This window comes from Thermomonas paludicola (assembly GCF_024498955.1).
Classification (GTDB): Bacteria; Pseudomonadota; Gammaproteobacteria; order Xanthomonadales; family Xanthomonadaceae; genus Thermomonas; species Thermomonas paludicola.
In genome coordinates this window covers 915,090-941,512 of record NZ_CP093311.1, presented here as the reverse complement: position 1 = coordinate 941,512, position 26,423 = coordinate 915,090, and the positions used below count along the sequence as shown (strand labels likewise).

At 66.6% G+C, this 26,423-nt stretch carries 26 protein-coding genes; 17 read left to right on the top strand and 9 right to left on the bottom strand.

The annotated features are described in order from the left end of the window. The first annotated feature begins 55 nt into the window (after nt 1-55). The 7 genes from LIW09_RS04480 to LIW09_RS04450 all read left to right on the top strand — a co-directional run bounded on the left by LIW09_RS04480 (nt 56) and on the right by LIW09_RS04450 (nt 9,167). Complete coding sequence (locus tag LIW09_RS04480; RefSeq protein WP_256647144.1) at nt 56-709, top strand: thiopurine S-methyltransferase; 654 nt, start codon at nt 56-58, stop codon at nt 707-709. A 64-nt stretch (nt 710-773) separates the two neighbouring features. Then, nucleotides 774-2,174, top strand: a complete 1,401-nt coding sequence (gene hemN, locus LIW09_RS04475) for an oxygen-independent coproporphyrinogen III oxidase (RefSeq protein WP_256646763.1) — start codon at nt 774-776, stop codon at nt 2,172-2,174. Between the two features lie 52 nt (nt 2,175-2,226). Next, nucleotides 2,227-2,979: a helix-turn-helix domain-containing protein gene (locus tag LIW09_RS04470; RefSeq protein ID WP_256646762.1), complete on the top strand. Its 753-nt coding sequence runs from the start codon at nt 2,227-2,229 to the stop codon at nt 2,977-2,979. Between the two features lie 152 nt (nt 2,980-3,131). Further along, nucleotides 3,132-5,378 carry a nitric-oxide reductase large subunit gene (locus tag LIW09_RS04465; RefSeq protein ID WP_256646761.1) on the top strand — a complete coding sequence of 749 codons (2,247 nt, stop codon included), beginning with the start codon at nt 3,132-3,134 and terminating at the stop codon, nt 5,376-5,378. 150 nt (nt 5,379-5,528) lie between these two features. Further along, the gene (locus tag LIW09_RS04460; RefSeq protein ID WP_256646760.1) at nt 5,529-6,782 is read left to right on the top strand and encodes an NnrS family protein; all 1,254 of its coding nucleotides are present in this window, start codon (nt 5,529-5,531) and stop codon (nt 6,780-6,782) included. 10 nt (nt 6,783-6,792) lie between these two features. Continuing rightward, entirely contained in the window at nt 6,793-7,200 is a 408-nt protein-coding gene (locus LIW09_RS04455; RefSeq protein ID WP_338064833.1) for a SirB2 family protein, read from the top strand. A gap of 32 nt (nt 7,201-7,232) precedes the next feature. Next, on the top strand, nt 7,233-9,167 hold the full coding sequence (locus tag LIW09_RS04450; protein WP_256646759.1) for a pyridoxal phosphate-dependent decarboxylase family protein: 1,935 nt from the start codon (nt 7,233-7,235) through the stop codon (nt 9,165-9,167). A gap of 53 nt (nt 9,168-9,220) precedes the next feature. Here the strand turns inward: LIW09_RS04450 and LIW09_RS04445 are convergent, their stop codons facing one another. The 7 genes from LIW09_RS04445 to LIW09_RS04415 form a co-directional block, all read right to left on the bottom strand. Continuing rightward, nucleotides 9,221-9,721, bottom strand: a complete 501-nt coding sequence (locus LIW09_RS04445; RefSeq protein ID WP_256646758.1) for a DnrO protein — start codon at nt 9,719-9,721, stop codon at nt 9,221-9,223. Between the two features lie 85 nt (nt 9,722-9,806). Next, nucleotides 9,807-11,258: an L-aspartate oxidase gene (locus tag LIW09_RS04440; RefSeq protein ID WP_256646757.1), complete on the bottom strand. Its 1,452-nt coding sequence runs from the start codon at nt 11,256-11,258 to the stop codon at nt 9,807-9,809. Further along, nucleotides 11,255-12,283, bottom strand: a complete 1,029-nt coding sequence (nadA, locus tag LIW09_RS04435; RefSeq protein ID WP_256646756.1) for a quinolinate synthase NadA — start codon at nt 12,281-12,283, stop codon at nt 11,255-11,257. The genes LIW09_RS04440 and nadA overlap by 4 nt, the downstream gene beginning before the upstream one ends. Nucleotides 12,284-12,481: 198 nt before the next feature. After that, on the bottom strand, nt 12,482-12,865 hold the full coding sequence (locus LIW09_RS04430) for a putative zinc-binding protein (RefSeq protein ID WP_275114558.1): 384 nt from the start codon (nt 12,863-12,865) through the stop codon (nt 12,482-12,484). Continuing rightward, on the bottom strand, nt 12,862-14,112 hold the full coding sequence (locus LIW09_RS04425; RefSeq protein WP_256646755.1) for a hypothetical protein: 1,251 nt from the start codon (nt 14,110-14,112) through the stop codon (nt 12,862-12,864). The genes LIW09_RS04430 and LIW09_RS04425 overlap by 4 nt, the downstream gene beginning before the upstream one ends. 10 nt (nt 14,113-14,122) lie before the next feature. Continuing rightward, nucleotides 14,123-14,341, bottom strand: coding sequence for a DUF2249 domain-containing protein (locus LIW09_RS04420; protein ID WP_256646754.1), 219 nt, complete (start codon nt 14,339-14,341; stop codon nt 14,123-14,125). Continuing rightward, entirely contained in the window at nt 14,338-15,525 is a 1,188-nt protein-coding gene (locus LIW09_RS04415; protein WP_256646753.1) for an alginate export family protein, read from the bottom strand. The genes LIW09_RS04420 and LIW09_RS04415 overlap by 4 nt, the downstream gene beginning before the upstream one ends. A 266-nt stretch (nt 15,526-15,791) precedes the next feature. On the opposite strand from LIW09_RS04415, the gene nirK reads away from it, so the two are divergent. The 3 genes from nirK to LIW09_RS04400 are packed head-to-tail and all read left to right on the top strand — an operon-like array spanning nt 15,792 to nt 18,682. After that, a complete protein-coding gene (nirK, locus tag LIW09_RS04410; RefSeq protein ID WP_256646752.1) occupies nt 15,792-17,318 on the top strand; it encodes a copper-containing nitrite reductase in 1,527 nt (508 codons plus the stop codon). 3 nt (nt 17,319-17,321) lie between these two features. After that, nucleotides 17,322-18,101 carry a formylglycine-generating enzyme family protein gene (locus LIW09_RS04405; protein ID WP_256646751.1) on the top strand — a complete coding sequence of 260 codons (780 nt, stop codon included), beginning with the start codon at nt 17,322-17,324 and terminating at the stop codon, nt 18,099-18,101. Then, complete coding sequence (locus tag LIW09_RS04400) at nt 18,098-18,682, top strand: SCO family protein (protein WP_256646750.1); 585 nt, start codon at nt 18,098-18,100, stop codon at nt 18,680-18,682. The genes LIW09_RS04405 and LIW09_RS04400 overlap by 4 nt, the downstream gene beginning before the upstream one ends. A 7-nt stretch (nt 18,683-18,689) precedes the next feature. On the opposite strand, the gene LIW09_RS04395 is transcribed toward LIW09_RS04400, so the two are convergent. Both LIW09_RS04395 and LIW09_RS04390 read right to left on the bottom strand, forming a co-directional pair. Next, nucleotides 18,690-19,922 carry an MgtC/SapB family protein gene (locus LIW09_RS04395; protein WP_256646749.1) on the bottom strand — a complete coding sequence of 411 codons (1,233 nt, stop codon included), beginning with the start codon at nt 19,920-19,922 and terminating at the stop codon, nt 18,690-18,692. A 24-nt stretch (nt 19,923-19,946) separates the two neighbouring features. Then, nucleotides 19,947-20,717: a cyclic nucleotide-binding domain-containing protein gene (locus LIW09_RS04390; protein ID WP_256646748.1), complete on the bottom strand. Its 771-nt coding sequence runs from the start codon at nt 20,715-20,717 to the stop codon at nt 19,947-19,949. Between the two features lie 158 nt (nt 20,718-20,875). Here LIW09_RS04390 and ccoN point away from each other — a divergent pair, with 158 nt between their 5' ends. From ccoN to LIW09_RS04355, 7 genes are read left to right on the top strand one after another with little or no spacing between them, the layout of a single operon-like run. Then, nucleotides 20,876-22,315 (top strand): cytochrome-c oxidase, cbb3-type subunit I, encoded by a 1,440-nt coding sequence (gene ccoN, locus LIW09_RS04385; RefSeq protein WP_256646747.1) that lies wholly within the window; start codon nt 20,876-20,878, stop codon nt 22,313-22,315. A gap of 9 nt (nt 22,316-22,324) precedes the next feature. Continuing rightward, the gene (gene ccoO / locus LIW09_RS04380) at nt 22,325-22,939 is read left to right on the top strand and encodes a cytochrome-c oxidase, cbb3-type subunit II (protein ID WP_256646746.1); all 615 of its coding nucleotides are present in this window, start codon (nt 22,325-22,327) and stop codon (nt 22,937-22,939) included. A 4-nt stretch (nt 22,940-22,943) separates the two neighbouring features. Further along, nucleotides 22,944-23,117 (top strand): cbb3-type cytochrome c oxidase subunit 3, encoded by a 174-nt coding sequence (locus LIW09_RS04375; RefSeq protein WP_256646745.1) that lies wholly within the window; start codon nt 22,944-22,946, stop codon nt 23,115-23,117. Further along, complete coding sequence (ccoP, locus tag LIW09_RS04370) at nt 23,114-24,049, top strand: cytochrome-c oxidase, cbb3-type subunit III (RefSeq protein WP_256646744.1); 936 nt, start codon at nt 23,114-23,116, stop codon at nt 24,047-24,049. The genes LIW09_RS04375 and ccoP overlap by 4 nt, the downstream gene beginning before the upstream one ends. After that, on the top strand, nt 24,046-24,339 hold the full coding sequence (locus LIW09_RS04365; RefSeq protein WP_256646743.1) for a hypothetical protein: 294 nt from the start codon (nt 24,046-24,048) through the stop codon (nt 24,337-24,339). The genes ccoP and LIW09_RS04365 overlap by 4 nt, the downstream gene beginning before the upstream one ends. Nucleotides 24,340-24,346: 7 nt before the next feature. Beyond that, nucleotides 24,347-25,894, top strand: a complete 1,548-nt coding sequence (locus LIW09_RS04360) for a 4Fe-4S dicluster domain-containing protein (protein ID WP_256646742.1) — start codon at nt 24,347-24,349, stop codon at nt 25,892-25,894. A 15-nt stretch (nt 25,895-25,909) separates the two neighbouring features. Then, on the top strand, nt 25,910-26,422 hold the full coding sequence (locus LIW09_RS04355) for a FixH family protein (protein WP_256646741.1): 513 nt from the start codon (nt 25,910-25,912) through the stop codon (nt 26,420-26,422). Nucleotide 26,423 lies beyond the last annotated feature (1 nt).

The window sequence follows — 26,423 nt, the reverse complement described above, 5'->3', positions numbered from 1 at the left end:
CCCCTTCGCCTGCGGCGGAAGGGATGAGTCCAAAGAATCTAAACGAGACATGCCAATGCAGCCCGACTTCTGGCACCAACGCTGGCAGGACAACCGGATCGGCTTTCACCAGCCCGCGCCAACGCCGCTGCTGATGAAGCACTGGCCGGCGCTGGGCGTGCCGGTGGGCACGAAGGTGTTCGTGCCGCTGGCCGGGAAATCGCATGACCTGGCGTGGCTGGCCGAACAGGGCCATCACGTGCTGGGCGTGGAGCTGTCGAAGCTGGCGATCGAGCAGTTCTTCGCCGAGCACGGCCTCGCGCCCGAGGTCACCCAAACCCGCTACGGCATCCACTTCCGCGCCGGCAACATCGAGCTGGTGTGCGGCGATGCCTTCGGACTGGATGCCGCGCTGCTTGCCGATTGCGCCGCCGTGTTCGACCGCGCCGCGCTGATCGCGCTGCCGCCGCAACTGCGCGTGCGCTACGCGAGTGCGCTGTACCACCTGCTTCCCGGTGCCTGCCGCGGATTGCTGATTACTCTCGAATATCCCCAGCACGAACGCGACGGCCCGCCGTTTTCGGTGCCGGAACACGAGGTGGGCCAGTTGTACGCGCAGGACTGGGCCATCGAACGGCTGGAGCGCAGGCCGATCCCGCACGACCACCCCGGTTTCGTGAATGGGGTCTCGCACGTGGATACCGTCGTGTACGGCATGACGCGCCGCTAGGCGCGATGCGGCTGGATTGACCAAGATCAATTCACGGCGGCCCATCCCTGCCTAAGCTGCGTGCATGCATCCTCAGAACATCGCCTTTGACGCGGACCTGCTGCGCCGTTACGACCGGCCCGGCCCGCGCTACACCTCGTACCCGACCGCGCCCCAGTTCAGCGCGGAATTCGGCGAGGCGCAGATGCGCGGGGCCGTGCAGGCAAGCAACGAAGAACCCATCCCGCGCCGGCTGTCGCTGTACGTGCACGTGCCGTTCTGCTTCAGCCCGTGCTTTTATTGCGGCTGCAACCGGATCATCACCCGCGACCTGGCGCGCGGTGAATCCTATCTCGCCCGCCTGCACCGCGAAGCGGCGCTGGTCGCGCCGCTGTTCGATCGCGACCGCGAAGTCATCCAGTTGCATTTCGGCGGCGGCACCCCGAATTTCCTCAATCCCGTCCAGCTGACCGACACCGTTGACATGCTGCGCCGGCAGTTCCACTTCGCCGACAGCGGCGATCGAGACATTTCCATCGAAATCGACCCGCGCTTCTGCGAGCCCGAGTGGCTGCTGGCGCTGGCCGGTGCCGGCTTCAACCGCGCCAGCCTGGGCGTGCAGGATTTCGACCCGGTGGTACAGGAAGCGGTGAACCGCATCCAGTCGGTGGAGCAAACCCGTTCGGTGGTCGATGCCTGCCGCAAGGCCGGCCTGCGGTCGGTCAACATCGACCTGATCTACGGCCTGCCGGCGCAAACCCTGGAAGGCTTCGGCCGCACCCTGGATACCGTGCTCGAGATTCGCCCGGATCGGCTGGCGGTGTACAGCTATGCGCACATGCCGCACCTGTTCAAGCCGCAGAAGCAGATCGACGAATCGCTGTTGCTGGACGGCGAGGCGAAGCTGGCGTTGCTGCAGCTGGCGGTGGAAAAACTCACCGCTGCCGGCTACCTCTACATCGGCATGGACCACTTCGCCCTGCCCGACGACGATTTGGCGCAGGCACAGGCCCGCGGCGGCCTGCATCGCAACTTCATGGGCTACACCACCCACGCCGACAGCGACCTGATCGGCCTGGGGGTGTCGGCGATCAGCCACATCGGCAACAGCTTCAGCCAGAACCCGCGCGACCTTCCGTCGTGGGAGGCCGCCATCGACGCCGGCAAGCTGCCGGTTTTCCGCGGCATGCAGCTGAGCGAAGACGACGAGCTGCGCGCCGACCTGATCCAATCGCTGATGTGCCAGGGGGAAATCCCGATGGCCGCGCTGGAGCGCCGCTACGGCATTCGCTTCAACGACTATTTCGCCGACGCCCTGCAACAACTGCAGCCACTGGCGGAAGACGGATTGGTGCGGATTTCGCCCGGGCGTATCGAAGCCACCTCGCAAGGGCGGCTGCTATTGCGTAACATTGCCATGTGCTTCGACCGATACCTGACCCCTCCCGCCGCCGATTCCAAGCCGCGCTTCTCCCGCGCGATCTGACCTGTTGCCGGCAACGGCGGGGCCTGTTTGCGCGTGGCATGCGGGGCTGCCGATGAGCGACCTGCCGTTTCCACGCCTCAGCCCGCGCATCCTTGCCGACGACGGCGACGAATTCCAGTTTTGTTCCACCTGCGCGTTTTCCAGCGCCTGCCTGTCGCAAGGCATGGACAAGGCTGCATTGAAGGAACTGCATGTACTGGTCGAGCACATCGGCCCGTTCCACGCAGGCGATCACCTGTTCCGCGAAGGCGATCCGTTTGAAGCCATCGCCGCGGTACGCGCCGGCACGGTCAAGACCTGCGTCACCGACCGCGACGGCCACGAACACGTGCTGGGCTTCCATTTCCCCGGCGAAGTCATCGGCCTGAACGCCATCGACGGCCACCGCTACCCATGCGATGCGATCGCGCTCGACACGGTGATGCTGTGCCGGTTCTCGTTCCCGAAGATCTCGGTGCTGGCCACCCGCGTGCCCGGCATCCAGCGCGAACTGTTCCGCCTGCTGAGCCGCGACATCGGCCGCGCCGCGCTGCTGGCGGGTGATTGGAGCGCAGACCAGCGCGTCGCCGCATTCCTGGTCGGGATGTCGCGCCGACTGTCGGCGCGCGGCTTCTCCGCATCGCGCTTTCAGCTGACCATGGCGCGCACCGACATCGCGAACTATTTGCGGCTGGCGCCGGAAACAGTGAGCCGGGTGCTGCGCAGGATGCAGGACGAAGGCCTGCTGGCGGTGGACCGACGCGAAGTGGAACTGCTGGATGCCGCGCGCATCGAAGCGCTTGCCGCACCCATCCTGCGCGAATAACCGCACCGCGGCCCATTGCCGGATGCACCATGGTTTGCTTCTTCACGACCGTCCCGGCATGCAGTTGACCCAAGTCATGGTGGGATCCTGTAGTTCAGACGACGATGCCGCCGTCTGTTTCACCTTCTCGATCCAACCTCAGGAGCATCGCAATGCCCATCACCAAACGGCTATGGCTGGGCCTGGGGGCCCTGCTGGCCGCCAGCTTCGCCGTCATGTTGTGGCTAGGCGTGGACCTCGTCCACACCGCCCCCCCCGTCCCCGACCGCGTCGTCGCCGCCAATGGCCAGGTGCTTTACACCAAGGCCGACATCGAGCGTGGCCGGGTTGTCTGGCAGAGCATGGGTGGCCAGCAGCTTGGCTCCATCTGGGGCCACGGTGCGCTGGTCGCACCCGACTGGTCGGCCGACTGGCTGCATCGTGAAACCGAAGCAATGCTGGAATTGCAGGCCCGGCTTGATACCGGGCAGTCCTATGCCAGCATGGATGAAGGCGAGCGGGCCAAGACCGAGGCCAGCGTCAAACCGCAAATGCGGAACAACACCTACGACGCGGCCAAGAACGAAATCGTGGTGAGCAACCAGCGCGCGCAGGCCATCAGCCAGGTCGCCGCCCACTACGAAAGCCTGTTCTCCAACGACCCCGCCACGCACGCGCTTCGTGAAGCCTATGCCATGCGTGAAGGCACGGTGCCGGACGCCGAAAATCGCCGGGCGATGACCTCTTTCTTCTTCTGGACCGCATGGGCAGCCGGCACCGACCGTCCCGGCGAATCCAACCGCACCTATACCAACAACTGGCCCTACGAGCCGCTGATCGGCAACAAGCCGACCGCAGACAATTTCGTCTGGTCGATGTTCTCGATCCTGTTCATGATCGGCGGCATCGGCCTGCTGGCGTGGCATTACGCGGCCTACCACGGCAAGGAAGAGCTGCCGACGCCACCGGCGCAGGATCCGCTGCAGAGCCTGGTCATCACCCCCTCGATGAAGGCCACTGCCAAATATTTCTGGGTCGTGTTGGCACTGTTCCTGTTCCAGATCCTGATGGGCGCGACCACCGCGCACTTCCAGGTGGAGGGCCAGGAGGCCTACGGCGTCAAGATCGCCGAGTTCCTGCCTTACGCACTGACCCGAAGCTGGCATACCCAATTGGCGGTGCTGTGGATCGCCACGGCGTGGCTGGCCACCGGCCTGTACATCGGCCCGGCGATTTCCGGGCATGAGCCGAAGTACCAGCGCGCCGGCGTCAACTTCCTGTTCGTCTGCCTGTTGGTCATTGTCATCGGCGCATTCACCGGGCAATGGTTCGCGGTGATGCAGAAGATGGGCCTGAAGTACAACTTCTGGTTCGGCCACCAGGGCTGGGAATACACCGACATCGGCCGCTTCTGGCAGGCGTTCCTGTTCGTCGGCCTGCTGGTGTGGCTGACCCTGGTCGGCCGCGCGCTGTGGCCGGCGTTGAAGCGCCGTGATGAGATGTCCTCGATCGTGGGCCTGCTGTTCCTGTCCACGGTCGCCATCGGCCTGTTCTACGGCGCTGGCCTGATGTGGGGCGAAAAAAGCCACATCTCGGTGGTTGAATACTGGCGCTGGTGGGTGGTCCACCTGTGGGTCGAAGGCTTCTTCGAAGTATTCGCGGTGGCAGTGCTGAGCTTCCTGTTCGTGAAACTGGGCCTGATCCGCGGCAAGTCGGCCACCACCAACGTGCTGTTCGCCACCATCATCTACCTGACCGGCGGCGTGCTTGGCATGTTCCACCACCTGTACTTCGCCGGCACCACCACCGCTGCGGTGGCGCTGGGCGCCAGCTTCTCGGCGCTGGAAGTGGTGCCGCTGGCGCTGATTGGCCTGGAGGCGTTTGAAACCTGGAGCCACAGCCGCGCCACCCCGTGGATGGCACGCTACAAGTGGCCGATCATGTTCTTCATGGCCACCAGCTTCTGGAACCTGGTGGGCGCCGGCCTGTTCGGCTTCCTGGTCAACACCCCGCTGGCGCTGTACTACATGCAGGGCCTGAACCTGACCGCACTGCACGGCCACACTGCCCTGTTCGGCGTGTACGGGATGCTGGGGATCGGCTTGATGCTGTTCTGCCTGCGCGGCCTGCGTCCGCAGGTGCAATGGCCCGAAGGCCTGCTGCGCGGTGCGTTCTGGTGCCTCAACATCGGCCTGGGCCTGATGGCCCTGCTGACCCTGCTGCCGCTGGGCGTCCTGCAGCTCAATGCCGTGCTCGAACACGGCTACTGGTTCGCCCGCTCGGCGGAGTTCATGAACCGCCCGATCATCGACATGCTGGTGTGGATGCGCATGCCGGGTGACCTGGTGTTCTCGGCAGGCGCCCTGCTGCTGGCGGTGTTCGTGGCGCGCAAATGGCTGAAGCCCAAGCTGGCGAGCTGACGCACGCGCAATCCATGGCACTTGGAGGGGACGGCTGCGGCCGTCCCCTTTTTTGCATCGGCCACGGTCGTGAAGGCCGCTTTTTGCGACTCAGTTTCAAAATGACCTGAATCAAGGCGCGCAGCGCGCCTGCACGGGACACTGCGCAGCATGAACACGAAACCATCTTCCGAAGCTTCTTCCGCCGGCCTTTCCCCGGCACTGCTGGCCGCTGCACCGCACCGGCTGTTGTTCTTCGTGGGCGCAGTCAACGTGCTGTTGGCGATGAGCTGGTGGCTGCTGTGGCTGGTGGATGCCCGCTGGGGCGTGATCGGGCTGCGCGGCGGCACGCCGTTCGGCGGTTGGATGCACGCGTTCATCATGCAATACCAACTGCTGCCGCCCTTCATGTTCGGCTTCCTGTTGACCACCTTCCCCCGCTGGACGGGCACCCCCGATCTGTCGCGCTGGCATTACGTCCCCGTCGGGCTGGGCCTGCTGGGTGGCCAGGTGTCGGTGGTCGGCGGCATGCTGCTTGGGCAGGAACCCATGGTGCATGTGGGCGTGATGATGTCGCTGGTCGGCTGGGGATATGGCCTGATCCAGCTGCTGCGCTCGCTGTTGGCCGAACGCCGCGCGGGCAAGGGCCCGACCTGGCACGCATGGTCGTGCTTCGCGGCATTGGGCTTCGGCCTGCTGGGCCTGCTGTGCATGGTGGCATTCCTGCACGGCGCAGCGCCGTGGACGGTGGTGGTGTCGATCAAGGTCGGCACGTTTGCATTGCTGTTGCCGGTGTACATGAGCGTGGCTCACCGGATGTTCCCCTTCTTCGCCGGCAACGCGATCCCGGGCTACCGCGCCTGGCGGCCGATGTGGGTGCTGGTCGCGATGTGGGGGCTGTTGCTGGCGCACCTGGGCCTGGAATTGGCCCATGCGAACACGTGGATGTGGCCGGTGGATGCAAGCTTCGCGCTGGGCAGCGCCTACGTGCTGTGGCGTTGGTGGCCAGGCAACAAGGGGCCCGGCATCCTGCGCGTGCTGTTCCTCGGCTTCGCGTGGCTGCCGGTGGCGTTCACCCTGTTCGCGGTGCAGAGCGCCCTCTATGCCGCCGGCGGCGACTTCGTGCTCGGCCGAGGCCCGGCACACGCGCTGTTCATCGGCTTCTTCGGCAGCCTGTTGGTGGCCATGGTGACCCGCGTCACCCAAGGGCATTCCGGACGCCCGATGGCGATGCCGGCGGCCGGCTGGTTCGCGTTCGCCACGCTGCAACTGGTGGCGGTGACCCGCATCGCCGCCGAGGCAGCACCAGACACGTATTTCTGGCAGGTGGTCGCGGCCGCCGGCTGGCTGATCGCATTCCTGCCGTGGGCGCTGCGCTCGCTGTCCATCTACCTGCACCCGCGCGCGGACGGGCGCCCCGGCTGAGGACGCACAGATGACGCCGATGATGGAGTTCTATCCGCAGGTCAAATGGGTGCACGTGCATGCGGTGATGTGCAGCGGCGCCGTGTTCGCGCTGCGCTGCGGCGCCGCGCTGCTGGGCGCGCGTTGGCCGCGGCACTGGCTGCCGAAGTACGGCAGCTACACCATCGACACCATCCTGCTGACCTCGGCCACCATGCTGTTCTCGATGCTGCCGGGGGCGATGTTCGCCAATGGCTGGCTGACCGTGAAGCTGGCGCTGGTGGTGGTGTACGTCATCCTGGGGGTGCTGGCGATGCGCGAGAAACGCACGCACAGGCAGCGTGCGTTCTTCTACGTGGCCGCGCTGGCCACCTTCGCCTTCATCTACGGGATCGCACGCATGCACAACCCGGCCGGTTGGCTGCTGTTGTTGCACTGACCCGCGAATCCACGACCACGGAGCCTCACCGCATGTCCCAACCCGACGCCATCGGCGAGCGCCCGCACCTGCTGGACGCGTGCTTCCTCGGCCCCTACGGCGAGAACGACAACCTGCTGGAAAAACTGGTCGTCGAGTTCCTGCGCGACCACGTTTATTGGCGTCGCAATTTTCATCCGGAAGACCCGCTGGCGATCGGCACCACGGCCGCCTACCACCCGGACTACCTGGCGTTTGAATCGCGCATGCGCCGCGAGTTGCACCAGCTCTCCGCCACGCTGAAGAAATCGGTGCCGTTCCACAGTCCGCGCTACATGGGGCACATGGTGTCCGACGTGCTGCTGCCGGGCTTGGTGGCGCAGATCCTGACCCTGCCCTACAACCCCAACAACGTGTCCGAAGACGTGGCCCCGGTCACCGTGGACATGGAGGTTCAGGTTGGCCTGCAGCTGGCGCGCATGCTGGGCTATGTGCATGATCCGGCACGGCCGGATTGCGCGTTCGGCCACCTGACCTCGGGCGGCACCGTCGCCAACTACCAGGCGCTGCGGCTGGCGCTGGCGCTGAAAGCATTCCCGGTGGCGCTGCGGGCCGCAGGCGTACCCGAACTGGCGCTGCCGGAAGACGACTGGAGCGCCTTCAACCTGGCGCCGCACGCAGGCATCGCGCTGCTGGAGCAATGGCAGCAGTGGCTGGCCCACGCCACGCCCGCCGAACGCAAGCACTGGCGAACCCGCGTGCGCGAGGAACGCATCGAACAGCGCGGGCTGGCGGATTTCTTCCTCGACCACGACACGCTGCGCGTGCCGAAGGTGCTGGCACCGATCACCGCGCACTACTCCTGGAGCAAGGGCTGCAAGCTGCTGGGGCTGGGCCGCAGCCAATTGGAGCTGCTCCCCGAGCGCGGCATGCGGCTGGACACCGATGCATTGGAAGCCACCCTGGAGCGCTGCCTGCGCGAACGCCAGCCGGTGCTGTTGGCCGTGGCGGTGATGGGCACCACCGAATACGGCACGGTCGATCCGGTGGATGGCGCAGTGTCCGCACGCGATCGGTTTGCCGCGCGTGGGCTGGGCTTTGGTGTGCACGTGGATGCCGCGTGGGGCGGCTATCTGGCCACGCTGTTCCGCAACGAAGACGGCAGCCTGCGCGCGCGTGAGCAAGTGGCTGCGGGCTTCCGCGCCTTCCCGTCTGCCGAGGTCTATTCCGCGGTGGCAGCGCTGGGCGATACCGACTCGGTGACCGTGGATCCGCACAAGCTGGGCTACCTGCCCTACGGTTCGGGCGCCTTCATCTGCCGCGACCATCGTGCGGTGGCGCTGTTGGCGGAAGAAGCCGACTACGTCTTTCATGGCGCAACGCCGAAGGACTATCTCAGCCGCTACCGCAGCCTTGGCCAGTTCATTCCCGAGGGCTCGAAGTCCGGCGCCGCGGTGGCCGGCGTGTATGTGACCCACAAGGTGCTGCCGCTGGATCACGCCCATTTCGGCCTGCTCTCTGCGCAGACCATCCGGTCGGCCGAGGCCTTCCACGAGCGCGCGCAGCACTTTGCCGACGCCATGGCCGGCGTGGTGCAGGCGGTCGTCCCCTTCGCCCCCGACAGCAACCTGGTGTGCTTCGCATTGAACCCTGCCGGCAACCGCAGCGTGGCCGCTGCCAATGCCTTCGTCCGCAAGCTGCACGACGAACTGCGCAGCGACCCCAGCCGCCCGCTGCAGGACAAGCAGTTCTTCGGTTCGGTGACGACCCTGCGACCTGATGCACTGGGCGAGGTGGAAACCCGCCGCATCCTCGATGCGCTGGGTCTGGATGCTGCGACGTTGGGCGAAGACGGCGACGACCGGCTGATGATCCTGCGCCACACGCTGATGAATCCGTACCTGATCGACCGCGAGAACGGGATCAGCTACATCGACCTGTATTTCGACCATCTGGCATCGCGCGTGCGCGCGCTGCTGGCGGGCTGACAGCCCGCTGCATCCGGTGAGCCGGGGCGAGCGATCACGCTCGCCCGCGGCGTTCAGTCGGTGTCACGTCCCCAGTCGGGGTCGATGAACAGCGCAGGATATTGCGCCAGCGCGTCCGACATGGCCTGCACGTCGGTCTTGGCCAACTTGCCGGCACGTGCGGCATTGGCGGCGCCGATGAATTTCACCAGCAGCCCGTGCAACGCGGCGTCGGCATCGGGCTTGAGCTTGCAGTTGGCGACCATGTTGCTGACCGCCGCATCAATGCTGGCCACCGCGTTGTCGCGCTGGGTGTCGTCCAGATGCCCCATCTCGTAGTGTTCCAGCAGCATTGCCGCTTCGCGCAGCTGGCGCATGCCGGCGCGCAGCGGTGCATCGGTGGCCCAGCGCTGTGCCGCTGCCGGCACGGTGTTGGCGTGTGCGGCGTGCGCGGCGTGCGCGGCCTGTCCATCCTGATGAACAGGCTGGGCCAGCGCCGGCACGGCCGCCAGGGCCGTAGCGACCAGCAGGGCCGGAGCCAAACGCCGCGCCCGGGAAGGAAGTCGGAGCAACATGAGCAATCTCCTGTCGGGGTGCAGGCACCCTGCCTGCACCTTGGGCAAGCGTGGCATGGCGCCCGCCCGCGAGCCATGACCGACGTCAATCCAATGCAGTTGTCGCATCATCGCTGCGGAAGTGGGCACCCAGGCTGTGCGCTCGCTGCAGCGCAGCGGCCACCAGTTCGCGCGCCAATGCCGCCTGCCAGCCCGACGCGGCCAGCGCATCGCACTCGCGCAGCGCCGCCTGCAGGCCGTCGCCACTGCGCACCGGCCCCATCGCATCCATCATCAGCGCGCGCAGCCGCTGCATCTCGCCTGCCTGCAGCGCCGGTTTGCGGTGCAACAGCCGGAACTTGCCGGTCCCCGCGCCGGATTCAGGCAGCGCCCGCAGCAGGTGGCCCAGCCGGCGGCCAAACACCACGCCCTCCAACAGCGAATTGCTGGCCAGCCGGTTGGCCCCGTGCACGCCGTTGCAGGCCACTTCGCCCACCGCGTGCAACCCGGGCAACGCGGTTGCACCATCGGCATCCACGGCAATGCCGCCCATGTGGAAATGCGCGGCGGGCGTCACCGGGATCGGCTGGAAGCGCGGATCAATCCCGCGCTCCATGCAAGCCTGGAACACGGTCGGGAACGCGCGCGGAAACGCAGCGCCGATGCGGTGCGCATCCAGCCAGGCACCACCGTCGCGACAGGCCTGCAAGACCCGGCGCGCCACCACGTCGCGCGGTGCCAGGTCCGCCAGCGGATGCACGCCCTCCATCAGCGAACGACCCTCGGCATCCTGCAGCCGCGCCCCGGCGCCACGCAGCGCCTCGGTCAGCAGCGGCAGGCTGTGCAACCCATGCACGGCCATGGCCGTTGGATGAAATTGCACGAATTCCAGGTCGCGCGCCGCAGCGCCTGCCGCCAGCGCCAGCGCCAGTCCGCTGCCGTCGGCGTCCGCCGGGTTGCTGGTCTGCGCGAACAGGCCGCCGATGCCGCCGGTCGCCAACACCACCGCGCGCCCGTGCAGCGCCGCGCGGGTGCCGTCGGCAGCGGTCACGCACACGCCACACACATGCCCGCCCTGCAGCACCAGTCCATCCACCTCCAATCCCGCACGCCGCTCGATATGCGGTGCCGATCGCGCTGCCGCAACCAGCGCTTCCATCACCTTGGCACCGCTGGCATCGCCGCCCGCGTGCACGATGCGCGCACGGTCATGACCGCCTTCGCGGCCGAACTGCAGGCCTCCATCGGCATCGCGATCAAACGCCACGCCTTGCCGCTGCAACCATTCGATGGCATCCCCGGCCGACCCGGTGAGCAGATCCACCATCGCGCGATCATTGTGGAAGCTGCCTGCCACGCAGGTGTCGTGCGCATGTGCCTGTGGCGAATCGCCAGGATCGATGGCTGCGGCAATGCCCCCCTGCGCCATCGCACTGGCAGCCCCTCTGGCACCCGGCCCGCGGGTCAGCACCAAGACCGGCGCAGGCGCTGCCGCCAATGCGGCGGCAAGACCGGCAATGCCACCACCGACGATGATGATGGGCGCAGGCGCGCTCACAGCTTTTCGCCGCGCCCCACCGCCAACATGCGGTCGAGCGCCTTGCGCGCACGCGCGGCAACGTCCTCCGGCACGCTGATTTCGTTATTCAGGTCACGCAAGCAGGCGTGGATGTTGGGCAGGGTGATCCGCTTCATGTGCGGGCACAGGTTGCAGGGCTTGATGAACTCCACCTGCGGGAACTGGTTGCGCAAGTTGTCGGCCATCGAGCACTCGGTGATCATCGCCACCCGCGTCGGCTTTTCCTTTGCCAGCCACTTGCCCATCGCGCTGGTGGAGCCCACGAAATCGGCCTCGGCCAACACTTCCGGCGAGCACTCCGGATGCGCCACGATCTTCGCGTCGAAGCGCTCGCGGGTGTGCCGCGCCTCCATCGCGGTGAACTTTTCGTGCACTTCGCACACGCCGTTCCACAGCACCAGTTCGATGCCGGTCTGCTGCGCCACCCACGCACCCAGGTAGCGGTCGGGCAGGAAAATCACCTTGTCCACGCCGAATTCGGCGGCGATCGCTTCCACCACCTGCACGGCGTTGGCCGAGGTGCAGCAGGCGTCGGACTCGGCCTTGACGGCTGCCGACGTGTTGACATAGCTGACCACCGGCATGCCGGGGTGCTGGCGGCGCAGCTCGCGCACGTCGTCAGCGGTGATCGACGCGGCCAGCGAGCAGCCGGCTTCCAGATCGGGAATCAGCACGGTCTTGTGCGGTGCCAGGATCTTGGCGCTTTCGGCCATGAAGTGGACGCCGCACAGCACGATCAAATCGCTGTCGCAGCGGGCCGCGGCCTGCGCCAGCGCCAGCGAGTCGCCGGTGATGTCGGCAACGCCGTGGAAAATTTCCGGCGATTGATAACTGTGCGCCATGATCACCGCGCCGCGTTCTTTTTTCAGCACGTTGATGGCGTCGATCCACGGCAGATGCAGAGGCACTTCCATGCACGGGATCAGGCGTTCAAGCCTCTCGATCAGCGCCGCATGGCGGGTTTCAAGTTCGGGGTGCCAGGACGGCGCGACGGATGCGTTCATGCGACCTCGTGCAGGAAACATGCAATGCCCGCGCGTCAGCGGCGCGGGCGGCATGGAAACGAAAGCGCGCCCGGCATGTCACCGGGTGCGGGGTGGCGGCGATCATGCCGCCACTGGCGGCCACCGCACCTTGATCCAGATCAGTTCCAGACCGGCACCCGCGAAACACCAAGGATACCGCCATCACGGCCACGCCCTTCACTGCGCCTTGCCAGCCACGCCCAGGCCACGCGCGGCGGGCAGCACATGGGCGGCATACACCGTATCCGCCTGGGCCAGGTCGAAGTCTGCGTGCTTGCGCTTCTTGACGCCAAAATCGGACAAGATCAGGTGCTGATCCGCAACAACACCGGCATTCGCCAGGCACGCCGACACGCACTTCAGTACGCAGCCATCCAGCGCAAGGATCGGGCGCCGGCTCTGCGCAGTGCGCACCAGCCCGGTCACGCCGCCCCCGACACCGGCGATGCAGGACATCTCGGCTTCGCCGGCGCGATCCAGGCGCAGGGCCAGCTGGTTGGCCATCTGCGCGGCGCTGGAACAGCCCGAACAGGAATACACCAGTGGCCGCGACGTGCTCAACGGCGCTCGCCCTGCTGCCGGAGGAAGCGCTGCCCGCGCCAAACCACCGCCACCAGCGCGACCAAGGTCGCTGCGTGCGCCACACCCAGCGCAGCACCGGCGGCGCGCGCCAGCGCCGGCACGAACACCGCACCCACCAGCAACACGGCAGACACCAGGTGCAACGCCAACACCCGGTACTTGTCGCGCTCCGGCGCCAGCAGTTGCACGCCGGGCAGGCGCACGCCGCGGCCACACTGGCGCTGCAGTCCGATCCAGCCGAGGAAGGCGACGATTTCCAGCTGCATGCCGGTCACCAGCAACGGCAACCCAACCGCCAACGCCAGGACACCCACCAACATGCTGTTGCCGATGCCAGCCAGCAGCGCGCAGGCGCTGCCCGCAATCGCCACGAAACCGACCATCCAGAACCCGGTCAGGGGCGCCTTGCGCAGCCTCGGCGATCGCCATTGCAGGGTCAGGCCGGACAGCGCAAAAACCAGCCCGAGCAGGCCTGTGGCGATGCGCAGTCCCGGCAGCGCAACGCCTTGTGCCGCCGCCACCAATGCAGCCGCCAGCAACCCATAGAGCGCCACTTGCCACGCGCCCTGCGCGCGCGCGGGCGTCGCGGCCACGCCTTGGAACATCGGCATCACCACCCTTGACACCGCTGCCAACAGCGCCAGCACCCAGCCCAGCAGCCCCCAGCCGGCGTGCACGTTGGCCAATACCGGCTGCGGCAACACGGACCAGCCTGCGCGCCCCATCACCAGCAGCAGCCCCAGCATTGCCGCCACCAGCGCGGCAGCCACCGCCCCCGCCAGGCCCCAGCGCAGCAACCGCTGCCCGCCTTGCGCCGCCATGCCCGGCAGTACCAGCGTGGCCAGCAAGACAAACGCCGCAAGCAATAATCCACCGCCCCACCCGGTCGCCGCCACTGGCGGCCAGCGGAATCCGACGATCAGGGCCAGTGCCCCGAGATTCAGCAGCGCATGCAACAACAGCGCTGCGCCGCGCCCGCCGCGCACCCGTACCCCTGCCGCCACCGGCAAGAACTGCAGCAGGCTGCCGAACATGGCATTCGCCAGGAAGCCCAAGGTGAACACATGCACCAGCGCCAGCGTCGGCCCACTCCAGCGCGAGACCAGCGCGGCTTCACCATCGAGCACCAGCAGCGCGCCAGCCGCCACGCCCCATGCCGACGCCGTCATCAGGAACAGGCGCGGCGTGGCCGGCGCAGGCGCCTGCTCCATCACCAGCTTGACCATCAGCGCATCATCACGCTGCTGGACGCACGATCGCCAGCCACGTCCCGTAATCGGCGCAGGGCTCGCTGCGCCAGCTCAGGCCGCGCGCCGCCAAGGCCTCCAGCAGGGGCGACGGCAGCAGCGGCGTCAGCACCTCCAGCGCCTGCCCGGGCTGCAGCGCGTCGGCAGCAGCCAGCGCCCGCACCAACGGCTCCGGCGCTGGCAGATCGCGCAGGTCGAGCCGGTTCATTGGGCGACCGCCTTCGAACCGCGCCACTCCACCTGCAACCAGAGTTTGGTGTTGTCCCGCGAGAAGCCGTCGGCGCGGAAGTCGGCCAATTTCACCAGCCCGCCCAATCCGCCCGGCAGCGGGAAGCCCAGCGACGCATTCCATTCACTGCCGTAGTGCATCCCGCCCACGTCGCTGCGATAGTCGTGCCATGCCAGCGCCCAGCTGAGCTTGCCATCCAGCTTGCCGCTGCCGAACTTGCCGCCCGCGCCCAGGTAGCGATCGTCCAGGCCTTTCACCGGCGTGGTGCCGAACTGATCGTCCCAGCCGTTGAACGCATGCAAGGTGGCCAAGGGCGATTGCACGGCGGTGATGCCATTGCCGCCCAGATGCTCCCAGCCTGCGCGCAGCGTGGTCTTGCCCTGCGTCCAGGTCGGCTCCAGCAGCCAATAGTCGTGCGCGAAGTTGGCCGGGTTGCGCGCGTAATCCACCTGCCGTGCCAGCTCTGCCGACCAGCCGAAGCCCTGGCCACCCTTGCCCAGGCTGCCGGTCCAGCGCAGGCCATAGGTCGCGGTGGAGGCGCTGGCCACATCGCGATCTTCATGCAGATACGCATAACCGGCGACTTGCTGACTGCCGTGCTTCCACGCCAGATTCAGCAAATGCGTGTCGAGATTGCGCTCGCGCGCAAGCGGGTTGCGCGCATTGTCGCCTGCGACGCGATGCACCTTGTCCAACCAGTAGTAGCTGGCGGTCAGCCCGGCCACTGGCTTGACCGACAGCGCCAGCGCATCAAAGGTCTGCTCGTTCTGCCGCCACCCCACATTGCCTACCCAGCGCTGGTTGTCCAACGCGATGCGCTGCCGGCCCAAGGTGATGCCGCCGCGCTCGTTCTTCCAGCCAATCCAGGCCTGGTTGAGTTCGGCACCGGTCGGGTCCAGTACGGTCGGGAAAGCGCTTTTGCCGTTGGCACCGCTGTTGTAGGTACCGCCACCGGCCACGCCCTCGCCTTCCAGCAGGATCGTCCAACCCGCTGCAGGCACCAGCCGCAGGCCGGCGCGCAGGCGCGCGGTGGTGGCATCGGCATCGCGCGCGAAGCCGCTGTCATCGACCTGTTCATGACGCAGGCGCAGATCCCATTCCAGGGTCGCCGACGGCGTGTCTGCCGCGCGCAGCGAAGGTGAAACCAGCAGTGCAATGGCCATTGCGAGGGAAAGTTGCGTGTATCTGGACACTGATTTCACCAATCGGGGAGTGGAATTCAAGTGCAAGGTTAGAATCCGGCGCTTTGGGTGCGTTGACGCAAATCAAGTTCCGTGCGCCCTGCAGGGCACCGTTGACGCAGATCAAGCAAACGCCCATCCGCACCCGGCCACGGCGTGATTTTGATTTGCATCAACGAAGCCACCACGCCTGCTGGCCGATGCTTGCCGCCGACGACAGACATATCACCTCAGAAGAGAACCACACCATGAAATCCGCAGTCCGGTATGCCACCCTCGCCCTGGCCATCGCGGCCACGCTGGGCATGTCCGCGTGCCGCATCGAACAGCCGACCCCGGCTCCGAGCGGCGCCGTTGCACAGGAAGAAACCGGCGGCTCCGCCAAGGGCGACTTCGGCCCGCCGCAAGGCGAACCGGTCGAGGCCGTGCTGACCTCGCCGCCGAACGTGCCGCCGCCGACCGGCCGCAGCGCGCCGGCCAAGGTCATCGTGTCGCTGGACGTGATCGAAAAGGACATGCCGATTTCCGAAGGCGTGAGCTACACCTTCTGGACCTTCGGCGGCACCGTGCCGGGCAGCTTCATCCGCGTGCGCCAGGGCGACACGGTGGAGTTCCACCTGCGCAACATGCCGGACAGCAAGATGCCGCACAACATCGACCTGCACGGCGTCACCGGCCCCGGCGGCGGCGCGGCGTCCAGCTTCACCGCGCCCGGCCACGTCAGCCGCTTCAGCTTCAAGGCGCTCAACGCCGGCCTGTTCGTCTACCACTGCGCCACCGCGCCGGTGGGCATGCACATCGCCAACGGCATGTACGGCCTGATCCTGGTCGAACCGCCGGAAGGCCTGCCGAAGGTGGATCGCGAGTACTACGTGATGCAGGGCGACTTCTACACGACCGGCAAGTACCGCGAGAAGGGCCACCAGGGCTTCGACATGGAGAAAGCCATCGACGAGCACCCGACCTACGTGCTGTTCAACGGCATGGAAGGCTCGATGACCGGCGACAAGGCACTGAAGGCCAAGACCGGCGAAAAGGTGCGCCTGTACGTGGGCAATGGCGGTCCCAACCTGGTGTCCAGCTTCCACGTGATCGGCGAGATCTTCGACAAGGTCTGGTACGAAGGCGGCACGCGCTTCCAGGAAAACGTGCAGACCACGCTGATTCCCTCCGGCGGCGCGGCGATGATGGAATTCCACATGGAAGTCCCCGGCAGCTACGTGCTGGTCGACCACAGCATCTTCCGCGCCTTCAACAAGGGCGCGCTGGCGATCCTCCAGGCCGAAGGCAAGGAAAACAAGGCGATCTACTCCGGCAAGGAGGTCGATGCCGTCTATCTGGGCGACCAGGCCGCGGGCACCAACCGCACCCCGGTGTCCACCGCCGCTGCCGCGTTCAAGGCCGGCACGCTGACCAAGGAAGACCAGATCGCCGCCGGCAAGGTGCTGTTCGCCGGCACCTGCTCGACCTGTCACCAGCCGGACGGCAAGGGCATGGAGGGCGTGTTCCCGCCACTGGCCGGCTCCAGTTTCATCAAGACCAACCCCAAGCGCGTACCCGAGATCATCACCCACGGTCTGGTGGGCCCGGTGACCGTCAATGGCAAGGAGTACAACTCCAACATGCCACCGATGAGCCAGCTGACCGACGACGAAGTGGCCAACATCGCGACCTTCGTGCTCAACAGCTGGGGCAACCCGGGTGGCCAGGTGAGCCGCGAGGATGCCGCCAAGGCGCGCGCTGCCAAGCCCGCCAACGCGTCGGCCGGGCACTGAGCCATGCGTCACGCCCTGGTCGCACTGCTGATCGCCCTGCCACTCGCCGGCCTTGCCGCCGGCGCCGTGTCCGGGCGCTATGCGGGGGTGCCGGGCGGCATGTTCAAGTCAGCCCTGCGCTATGAGGATGCCAAGGCCGGCGTGCGCATCAAGACCTTCGCACTGATGCGCAAGCCGGTCACCAATGCCGAGTTCCAGGCCTTCCTCAAGCGTCATCCCGAATGGCGGCGCGACCGCGTGTCCAGCGTGTTCGCCGAACCACGCTACCTGCAGCACTGGGCCAGCGCGGACACCCTCGGCCCGGCCGCACTGCCGGATCGGCCGGTGGTCTGGGTCAGCTGGTTCGCAGCCGACGCCTATTGCAGGTCGCTGGACGCGCGCCTGCCGACCTGGATCGAATGGGAATACGCCGCAGCAGCCGACGAAACCCGCCGCGACGCGCGTCAGGACCCTGCCTGGCGTGAACGCATCCTCAGCTGGTACGCGCGCTCCTCCAAGGACGCGCTGCCGCGCGTCGGCATGCAGGCGCCCAACGTGTATGGCGTGCAGGATTTGCACGGGCTGGTTTGGGAATGGACCGACGATGCTTCTTCGTTGATGGTGGCCGCCGACAACCGCAACCAGGGTGATCCCGACAAGGGCAAGTTCTGCGGCGCCGGCGCGCTGTCGATGGATGATCGTGAAAACTATGCCGTGCTGATGCGAGTGGCGATGCTGTCATCGCTGGAAGGACGCGACGCCACCGCCAACATGGGGTTCCGTTGCGCAAGGAGTGCACCATGAATCATGTTGTTCGCGGCATTGCCGCATCGTTCCTGCTTTGCGTTGCCACGCTGGCAAACGCCACCCAGCCTGCACCTGCACTGCCCGGCGATTCGGTCTATCAGCTGTCGTTGCCGCTGACCGACAGTCAGGGCCAAACCCGCGACTGGCGCACGCTGCGCGGCAAGCCGCGCCTGATGTCGATGTTCTATACCTCCTGCCAGTACATCTGCCCGCTGATCGTGGAATCCGGCAAGGCCATCGAGCGTCAGCTCAGCCCGGCCCAGCAGCAGCGCCTGGGCATCGTGCTGATCAGCATGGACCCGGCCCGCGACAACCCGGCAGCACTGAAGAAGGTGATGGATCGGCGCAAGCTGGACGCCTCGCGCTGGACGCTGGCAACGCCGCCGGCCGACGACGTGCGCGCGGTGGCCAGCGTGCTCAGCATCCGCTACCGGCAACTCGCGGATGGCGGATTCAATCACAGCAGCGCATTGATCCTGATCGACGCCGATGGCCGCATCCTGGCGCGCACCGAAAAGATCGGCAGCCAGCCGGACCCGGACTTCGTCGCCGCCGTGCGCAAGGCGGTCGGCGGCTGAATCGGCGTCAGATGCTGCGCCAAAGCACCAGCACGAACGCCAGCACCATGGCGACGATGCCGGGGAGCAAACGCAGCACGTACCCGCCACCGCCGCTGACCCAGGCCAAGCCCAGCTTCACCACCGAATTGGTGGCCACCGCCAGCGCGATACCCGGCAGCGCGACGCCTGCATCGATGCGCCCGGCAGCGACCAGCTGCGCTGCCGATGCCGCGGCCGCATGCGTATCGACCAAGCCGGTAACCGCCAGCGTCACATCCAGCGCGGCATCCCCCAACCATGCCTGCACGCCCGCCGACACCAACATCACCAGCCCGAACACCGCCACGAACAACAACGCCTGCTTCGGCTCGAACGCCCGCTCCGCCGGATTTGCCACTGCTGCCGGTACCGAATAGGCGGCACGTCCGGCCGCAAAGGCAAACGCCACCACCACCACGCCCGCGGCCAGCAGCGCCGGCCACACCCGCACCAGCAATGGCGGCGACATCAGGCCAATCACCACGCCAAGCTGCACCACCGTGCTGACGTTGGAGATCACCCCGGCACCTGCGTAGGCGTTCGCCAAAGCCGGCTCTTTTCGCGCCTGCGCGCCCATCCCGGCGATGGTGGCCGAACTGGACACGAAGCCCCCGGCAAAGCCCGCCAACAACAGGCCGGTGCGGGTACCGAACGCACGCTTGGCGACATGCCCCAAGGCGGTGATCGCCATCACGATCACCGCAAGCAGCCACAGCTTGCGCGGATTGAGCACCTGCCACGGATCGACCGCATGGTCAGGCAACAGCGGCAGCACGATGGTGGCGGCAGCCGCCAACAGCAGTGCGTCGTGCAATTCCTGATCGGTCAGCACCGAACGCACGAAATCGTGCAGCCGGGACTTTGCCGCCAGCAATATGGCCACCGCCACGCCCAGGCCCGCCGCAAGCGCCAGCTCGCGCATTGCCAGCACACCCAGCAGGAACACCACCAGCATCGCCACTTCCGTGGTCAATCCCGGGTCGCGGCGACGGCTGGCGCGATAGCTGGCCAGCACCATCAGCCCCACGAAGCCCCCCGCGACGGCAATGCCAATACCACCAATCCGCTCCGCCAGCGCGCCCGACAAACCCAGCAGGGCGAAGGTACGGACCCCGGCAATGCCCGGGCCGCTGCCCTCGCGGCGCTCGCGCTCGGCACCGACCAGCAGCCCCAGCCCCAACGCCACGACAAAGCCCTGCAGCTCATCCAGCCCGATCATTGCCATCGCCCCGCGGGACGGGCGTCAAGCACGCCCGCGCTTGCCGGGTTGCGGGCTCTGGTCACCCTCGCAACCATTGGCTGCCGTGCTCAGCGCGCGGCCGTCGAGGATGCGCACACGCCGCCCATGCACTTCGATGATGCCGTCTTCGTGAAGCCGGCTGAAGCCGCGGCTGACCGTTTCCAGCACCAGGCCCAGATAGCGCGCAATCTCGTCGCGGCTCATCGGCAGGTGAAAATCATCGGCCGGCCGGCCGATGCGCCGATAGCGCTCGCTCAGTCCATGCACGAACAGGGCGATGCGCTCGCTGGCCTGACGGCGCGACAGCACGTCCACGTGGTCGTGGTCGCGGTCGGCGCTCTGCCCGATCACGCGCAGCAACTGGTGCTGCAGGCTGGGCACATGGGCCGCGATCGACGCCAGGTGCGCGTAAGGCAACTCGCACACGCGCGCATCGGTCAGCGCCACGGCCTCGCAGCGATGCAGGCCGCTGCCGATCGCGTCCAACCCGAACAGCTCGCCCGGCAGATGAAACCCGAGCACGTGTTCTTCACCCGAGGCATTCACCACCACGGTCTTGAACGTCCCCTCGCTGGCCACGTACAGGGCGCGCAGCGGATCGCCGGTGCGGAACAGGCTTTCGCCCTTGACCAGTGGTCGCCGCCGCTGCACCACCGCCTCCAGGCGCGACACGTCCTCGGCATCGACGCCCGCCGGCAGGCACAGCATCTGCAGCGAGCACTCCGCACACGTACGGCGCAGTCGCGCCAGGTCCAGCGGAATGGGTTCACTCATGGTCTGCACATCGGAAGGCTGCACGGCTACAATTATGGGCGATACAGACAAAACTTTCCTGCCTCATCCCCGGCAACTGCCGGGAATGAGGCAGCGAACGCATTTCAGGCCACCGCAAAGCGGTCGCCAGCACATTCTCGATCCATCCGGAGTCCTGCATGCAAGCCATCACCGGCACCTACAACGACAAGGTGGTGCACCAGTTCGCGGTTGCCACCGTGTTCTGGGGCATCCTCGGCATGGCCGTCGGCGTCTTCTGCGCCGCGCAGCTGTACTGGCCTGCACTCAATTTCGACACCCCGTGGCTGACCTACAGCCGCCTGCGCCCCCTGCACACCAACGGCATGATCTTCGCCTTCGGCGGCTCGGTGCTGTTCGCCACCTCGCTGTACGTGGTGCAGCGCACCTGCCACGTGCGCCTGATCTCCGACAAGCTGGCCACCTTCGTGTTCTGGGGCTGGCAAGCGGCAATGATCAGCGCCGTCATCACCCTGCCGCTGGGCATCACCCAAAGCAAGGAATACGCCGAGCTCGAATGGCCGATCGACCTGTGGATCGCCATTGTCTGGATCGCCTACGGCTGGCTGTTTTTCGGCACCATCGCCAAGCGCCGGGTCAAGCACATCTACGTCGCCAACTGGTTCTATGGCGCCTACGTGATCGCGGTGGCGCTGCTGCACATCGTCAACAACCTGGTGATGCCCGCCAGCCTGTGGAAGTCGTACTCGGTCTACAGCGGCGCGGTGGATGCGATGGCGCAATGGTGGTACGGCCACAACGGCGTGGCGTTCCTGCTGACCGTGGGCTACCTGGCGATGATGTACTACTTCGTGCCCAAGCAGGCGCAGCGCCCGATCTACTCCTACCGCCTGTCCATCGTCCACTTCTGGGCGCTGATCTCCATCTACATGTGGGCCGGCCCGCACCACCTGCATTACACCGCCCTGCCCGACTGGGCGCAGTCGGTGGGCATGGTGTTCTCGGTGATCCTGCTGGCGCCCAGCTGGGGCGGCGCGATGAACGGCATCCTCACGCTCTCGGGCGTGTGGCACAAGCTGCGCACCGACCCGATCCTGAAGTTCCTGATCGTGGCGATCAGCTTCTACATGATTGCCACCTTCGAAGGCCCGCTGCTGTCGATCAAGACGGTCAATTCGCTGTCGCATTACACCGACTGGACCATCGGCCACGTGCATGCGGGCACCCTGGGTTGGGTGGCGATGATCTCGATCGGCTCGCTGTACTCGCTGTACCCGCGCCTGCTGGGCCTGCCGGGGATGTACTCGACCAGGCTGATCGACACGCACTTCTGGCTGCACACCATCGGCGTGGTGTTCTACATCGTCTCGATGTGGATCGCCGGCATCACCCAGGGCCTGATGTGGCGCGCCACCAACCCCGACGGCACCCTGACCTACAGCTTCGTTGAAGGTCTGGTGGCCACCTATCCGTACTATCTGGGCCGCCTGCTGGGCGGGCTGCTGATTCTGTCGGGCATGTGCCTGATGGCCTGGCATATGTGGCGCACCTGGCAGCAGGCGCACGGCGTTGCCGAGCATCCGATCCTGGTTCCCGATACCGCTGAAGCCCAGGCCTGAGGACACGACATGGGAATCGCACACGAAAAAATCGAGAAGAACATCGGCCTGATGGCCGTGCTGGTCGCCATCGCCGTGTCCCTGGGTGGTCTGGCCGAAATCGTTCCGCTGATGTTCCAGGCCGAGGCGATCCAGCCTTTGCCTGGGGTGAAACCCTACCCCGCGCTGGAGCTGGCCGGGCGCGACGTGTATGTCCGCGAAGGCTGCTACAACTGCCATTCGCAGATGGTGCGCACGCTGCGCTTCGAAACCGAGCGCTATGGCCACTATTCGCTGGCCGGCGAGTCGGTGTATGACCGCCCGTTCCAGTGGGGCTCCAAGCGCACCGGGCCGGATCTGGCCCGCATCGGCGGCCGCTATTCCGACGATTGGCATCGCGTCCACTTGAACAACCCGCGCGACGTGGTGCCGGAATCCAACATGCCCGGCTTCCCGTGGCTGGTAAAGAACAAGCTCGACGGCGCCACCGTGCAATCGCACATGCGCGCGCTCAAGCGCCTCGGCGATCCCTATTCCGATGCCGAGATCGCGGCCGCGCCTGCCGCCGTCGAAGGGAAAACCGAACTGGATGCGCTGGTGGCCTTCCTGCAAGGCCTCGGCAAGCACGCGCCGCGGGGGAACTGAGCAGATGATTTCCGGAATCATTACCACCTTGCTGCTGCTGCTGTTCGTCGGCCTGTGGGCTTGGGCGTGGCAGCCGCGCCTGCGCAGCAGTTTCGAAGCCACCGCACGCCTGGCGGTCGAGGACGGCGTGCCCGCCGGCGAGCAAATCACCGGCAACCAGGGGAGGAAGGACGCATGACCACCGCATGGAACTGGTATGTCATCGCGCTGGTGCTGTTCAACCTGCTGGGCTGCGCCTGGCTGCTGTGGTGGACCTCCAAGCGCCGCCCCGGCGACCCAAAACCGGAAGACACCAGCCACTACTGGGACGGCGACATCACCGAATACAACAAGCCGATGCCGCGCTGGTGGATCAACGGCTTCTACTTCGCCATCGTGTTCGCCTTCGGCTACCTGTTCTGGTACGGCGGCTTCGGCACGTATCAGGGCTTCGGCCACTGGAGCTCGAAGGGCGAGCACGACCAGGAAGCGGCGCTGGCCAACGCGCAGCTGGAAAAGACCTTCGCCCCGTACAAGGGCCAGATGATCGACGCGCTGGCGCGCGATCCGCAGGCGCTCAAGCTGGGCAAGTCGATTTTCGCCAACAACTGCGCCACCTGCCACGGTTCGTCGGCCAGAGGGGCGGTGGGTTATCCCAACCTGACCGATGACATCTGGCACTGGGGCGGCTCGCCCGAGCAGATCCTGCACACCGTGCTGAACGGCCGCGAAGGCGTGATGCCGAGCTGGGGCAAGGTGCTGGAAGGCATGGGCGGCCCCGATGCCGTGGACTACGTGATCGCCTACGTGCATCAACTGGGCGAGAAGGACGGCGGCAGCCGCACCGACTACGCCACCGCGCGCGGCAAGACCCTGTTCGAAGGCGTGTGCGTGGCCTGTCACGGCAAGGACGGCAAGGGCGACCAGAAAGTCGGTGCGCCTGACCTGACCGACAGCTACTGGCTGTACGGCGACAGCCGCGCTGTCCTGCACGAAACCATCGCCAACGGCCGTCACGGCGTCATGCCGGCCTGGGGTAAAATACTGGGCGATACCCGCTCCCGCCTGGTCGCGGCCTACGTCTGGTCGCTCTCCCACCAGGCCAAGCCAGGCACCCCGACCCCGCAATGACCCCCTTTACCACCCCCGACTTCGACCATCCGCCGCGCCCACTGGCGCAGCGGATCGGGGCCATCCTGTGGCCCAGCTTCTTCGCGGCCGGGGTGGCGACGATGGTGTTCTTCGCCTTCATCGATCCGCTGGAACTGCGCGACCTGACGTTCCCGCACCTGCCGATCACCCGCGGCCTCGGCTACACCCTCGGGTTTTTCACTTTCTGGCTGGCGACGGCGTCGTCCAGCCTCTTCACCTGGATCCTGCTGCGGCCTTCCAGCCGCTTCAACGGACCCAGAACCAGGTAGCAAAGCCGTGAGCAAACGCATCGACATCGATCTGCTGGATTCCGGCGGCGATTCCGTCTATGTGAGCGAGCGCAAGGTGTATCCGCGCGACGTGTCCGGGCGCTTCGACCGGCTGCGCAAACTGGCCGTGTTCTGGCTGTTGGGCATGTACTACGTGTTCCCGTGGCTCACATGGGATGGCCGCCAGGCGGTGTTGTTCGACCTGCCGGCACGCAAGTTCCATGTCTTCGGCCTGACCTTCTGGCCGCAGGATTTCAGCCTGCTGGCCCTGCTGCTGATGGTCCTGGCCTTCACCTTGTTCTTCACCACGGCGCTGGCGGGCCGCCTGTGGTGCGGCTATGCCTGCCCGCAAACGGTCTGGACCGAGTGTTTCCTGTGGATGGAACGCTGGACCGAGGGCGACCGCGCCAAGCGGATGAAGCTGGACGCCGGCCCGTGGAACCGCGAAAAGATCCTGCGCAAGGGCGCCAAGCATGCGCTCTGGCTGGTGTTTGCGCTGTGGACCGGCTTCACCTTCGTCGGCTTCTTCACCCCCATCGCCAGCCTGGGCGCACGCATCCTGCCCTTCGACTGGAATGGCTGGGAAACCTTCTGGGTGCTGTTCTATTCGCTGGCCACCTGGGGCAATGCCGGCATCCTGCGCGAGCAGGTGTGCAAGTACATGTGCCCGTATGCGCGCTTCCAGAGCGCCATGTTCGACCGTGACACCCTGATCATCGCCTACGACCCGATGCGCGGCGAACCACGCGGCCCGCGCAAGCGCGGCCTCGTGAGCGTGCTGCAGCGCGCGCGCGGCCTGCTGGATATCCAAACCGCCTACGACTACGTGTTCCGCGCCAGCCAGCACCCCAGCGCTGCGCAGGCACGCCTACAGGCAGCCGGCACCATCACCTTCGAGACCCATGCAGAGGCGGCGCCGTTGCCCAAGTTCGAGCCGGACGAGCTCGGCGACTGCATCGATTGCACGATGTGCGTGCAGGTGTGCCCGGTCGGGATCGACATCCGCAATGGCCTGCAGTACGAGTGCATCGCCTGCGGCGCCTGCATCGATGCCTGCGACGACGTGATGGACAAGATGGGCATGCCGCACGGGCTGATCCGCTACACCACCCAGCAGGCGCTGGATGGACACGGCGGACGGGTGCTGCGCCCGCGCATTTTCGTCTATGCAGCGCTGTTGACGGCACTGGTCGCCGCGTGGACGTGGGGCGTGATCAACCGCAGTCCATTGATCGCCGATGTGCTGCGCGACCGCAATGCGCTGTACCAGCAACAAGGCGACCATGTCGCCAACGGCTACACGCTGAAGCTGGTGAACAAGACCGACGCCGACCACAGCTATCGCGTGCGCATCGAGCCTGCCGACAACGCCGTGCTGACGCTGAAGGATGCGCCGCTGATCGTGCGCGTCCCGGCTGGCACCGTGCTGGCGCAGGAAGTCGAGGTCGGTGCAGCCAACGGCATCACGGGGCGCCACGGCCTGGCCTTCGTGATCGAGGCCACCGACGGCAGCGCGAAGGCGCGCGTGGACAGCACTTTCTTCGGTCCGATGTAAGCGAGGACACACCCAGTGGAACAGAAATCTTCACCTTGGCGGCAGCCGGTGGTGTGGCTGATGGTGGTGCTGGTCGGGGCCGTCGTGGTCGGCAGCATCATCATGTACGTGGTGGCCAACAAGGATGGCCCGATGGACGTGGTGCCGGACAAGGTGCAAAGCACCGGGCAGGCCCAGCAGGTGGACCTCGGCCCGGACGGGCGCGCCGCCCAGCGCAACCTGGCCGCGATTGCACGCATCGACGATGAACACGGCTACGTCGAGGTCATTCCGGTGACCGGTGACTTCGACCGCAAGGCAACGCTGACCTTGCATTTGCACCACCCCACCCGCGCCGCCGACGACATGGCACTGGCGCTTGCCGCCACCGATACCGGCTGGCGCGTTGACGCCAAGCCGGCACTCGACCACGACTGGTTGCTGCAGCTGGCGCCCGCCAAGGGCGACGGCTGGCGCCTGCGCGGCCGGATGCCACGCGGCCAGCTGGCCGCGCAACTGCGACCGGCGCTGGACGACGCGCAGCCGTAAT

Bases quoted from the DNA above. Each gene is read 5' to 3' on its own strand.
- LIW09_RS04480 (WP_256647144.1), top strand. From the start codon at position 56: ATGCAGCCCGACTTCTGGCACCAACGCTGGCAGGACAACCGGATCGGC.
- hemN (WP_256646763.1), top strand. From the start codon at position 774: ATGCATCCTCAGAACATCGCCTTTGACGCGGACCTGCTGCGCCGTTAC.
- LIW09_RS04470 (WP_256646762.1), top strand. From the start codon at position 2,227: ATGAGCGACCTGCCGTTTCCACGCCTCAGCCCGCGCATCCTTGCCGAC.
- LIW09_RS04465 (WP_256646761.1), top strand. From the start codon at position 3,132: ATGCCCATCACCAAACGGCTATGGCTGGGCCTGGGGGCCCTGCTGGCC.
- LIW09_RS04460 (WP_256646760.1), top strand. From the start codon at position 5,529: ATGAACACGAAACCATCTTCCGAAGCTTCTTCCGCCGGCCTTTCCCCG.
- LIW09_RS04455 (WP_338064833.1), top strand. From the start codon at position 6,793: ATGACGCCGATGATGGAGTTCTATCCGCAGGTCAAATGGGTGCACGTG.
- LIW09_RS04450 (WP_256646759.1), top strand. From the start codon at position 7,233: ATGTCCCAACCCGACGCCATCGGCGAGCGCCCGCACCTGCTGGACGCG.
- LIW09_RS04445 (WP_256646758.1), bottom strand. From the start codon at position 9,721: ATGTTGCTCCGACTTCCTTCCCGGGCGCGGCGTTTGGCTCCGGCCCTG.
- nadA (WP_256646756.1), bottom strand. From the start codon at position 12,283: ATGAACGCATCCGTCGCGCCGTCCTGGCACCCCGAACTTGAAACCCGC.
- LIW09_RS04425 (WP_256646755.1), bottom strand. From the start codon at position 14,112: ATGGTCAAGCTGGTGATGGAGCAGGCGCCTGCGCCGGCCACGCCGCGC.
- LIW09_RS04420 (WP_256646754.1), bottom strand. From the start codon at position 14,341: ATGAACCGGCTCGACCTGCGCGATCTGCCAGCGCCGGAGCCGTTGGTG.
- LIW09_RS04415 (WP_256646753.1), bottom strand. From the start codon at position 15,525: ATGGCCATTGCACTGCTGGTTTCACCTTCGCTGCGCGCGGCAGACACG.
- nirK (WP_256646752.1), top strand. From the start codon at position 15,792: ATGAAATCCGCAGTCCGGTATGCCACCCTCGCCCTGGCCATCGCGGCC.
- LIW09_RS04405 (WP_256646751.1), top strand. From the start codon at position 17,322: ATGCGTCACGCCCTGGTCGCACTGCTGATCGCCCTGCCACTCGCCGGC.
- LIW09_RS04400 (WP_256646750.1), top strand. From the start codon at position 18,098: ATGAATCATGTTGTTCGCGGCATTGCCGCATCGTTCCTGCTTTGCGTT.
- LIW09_RS04395 (WP_256646749.1), bottom strand. From the start codon at position 19,922: ATGATCGGGCTGGATGAGCTGCAGGGCTTTGTCGTGGCGTTGGGGCTG.
- LIW09_RS04390 (WP_256646748.1), bottom strand. From the start codon at position 20,717: ATGAGTGAACCCATTCCGCTGGACCTGGCGCGACTGCGCCGTACGTGT.
- ccoN (WP_256646747.1), top strand. From the start codon at position 20,876: ATGCAAGCCATCACCGGCACCTACAACGACAAGGTGGTGCACCAGTTC.
- ccoO (WP_256646746.1), top strand. From the start codon at position 22,325: ATGGGAATCGCACACGAAAAAATCGAGAAGAACATCGGCCTGATGGCC.
- LIW09_RS04375 (WP_256646745.1), top strand. From the start codon at position 22,944: ATGATTTCCGGAATCATTACCACCTTGCTGCTGCTGCTGTTCGTCGGC.
- ccoP (WP_256646744.1), top strand. From the start codon at position 23,114: ATGACCACCGCATGGAACTGGTATGTCATCGCGCTGGTGCTGTTCAAC.
- LIW09_RS04365 (WP_256646743.1), top strand. From the start codon at position 24,046: ATGACCCCCTTTACCACCCCCGACTTCGACCATCCGCCGCGCCCACTG.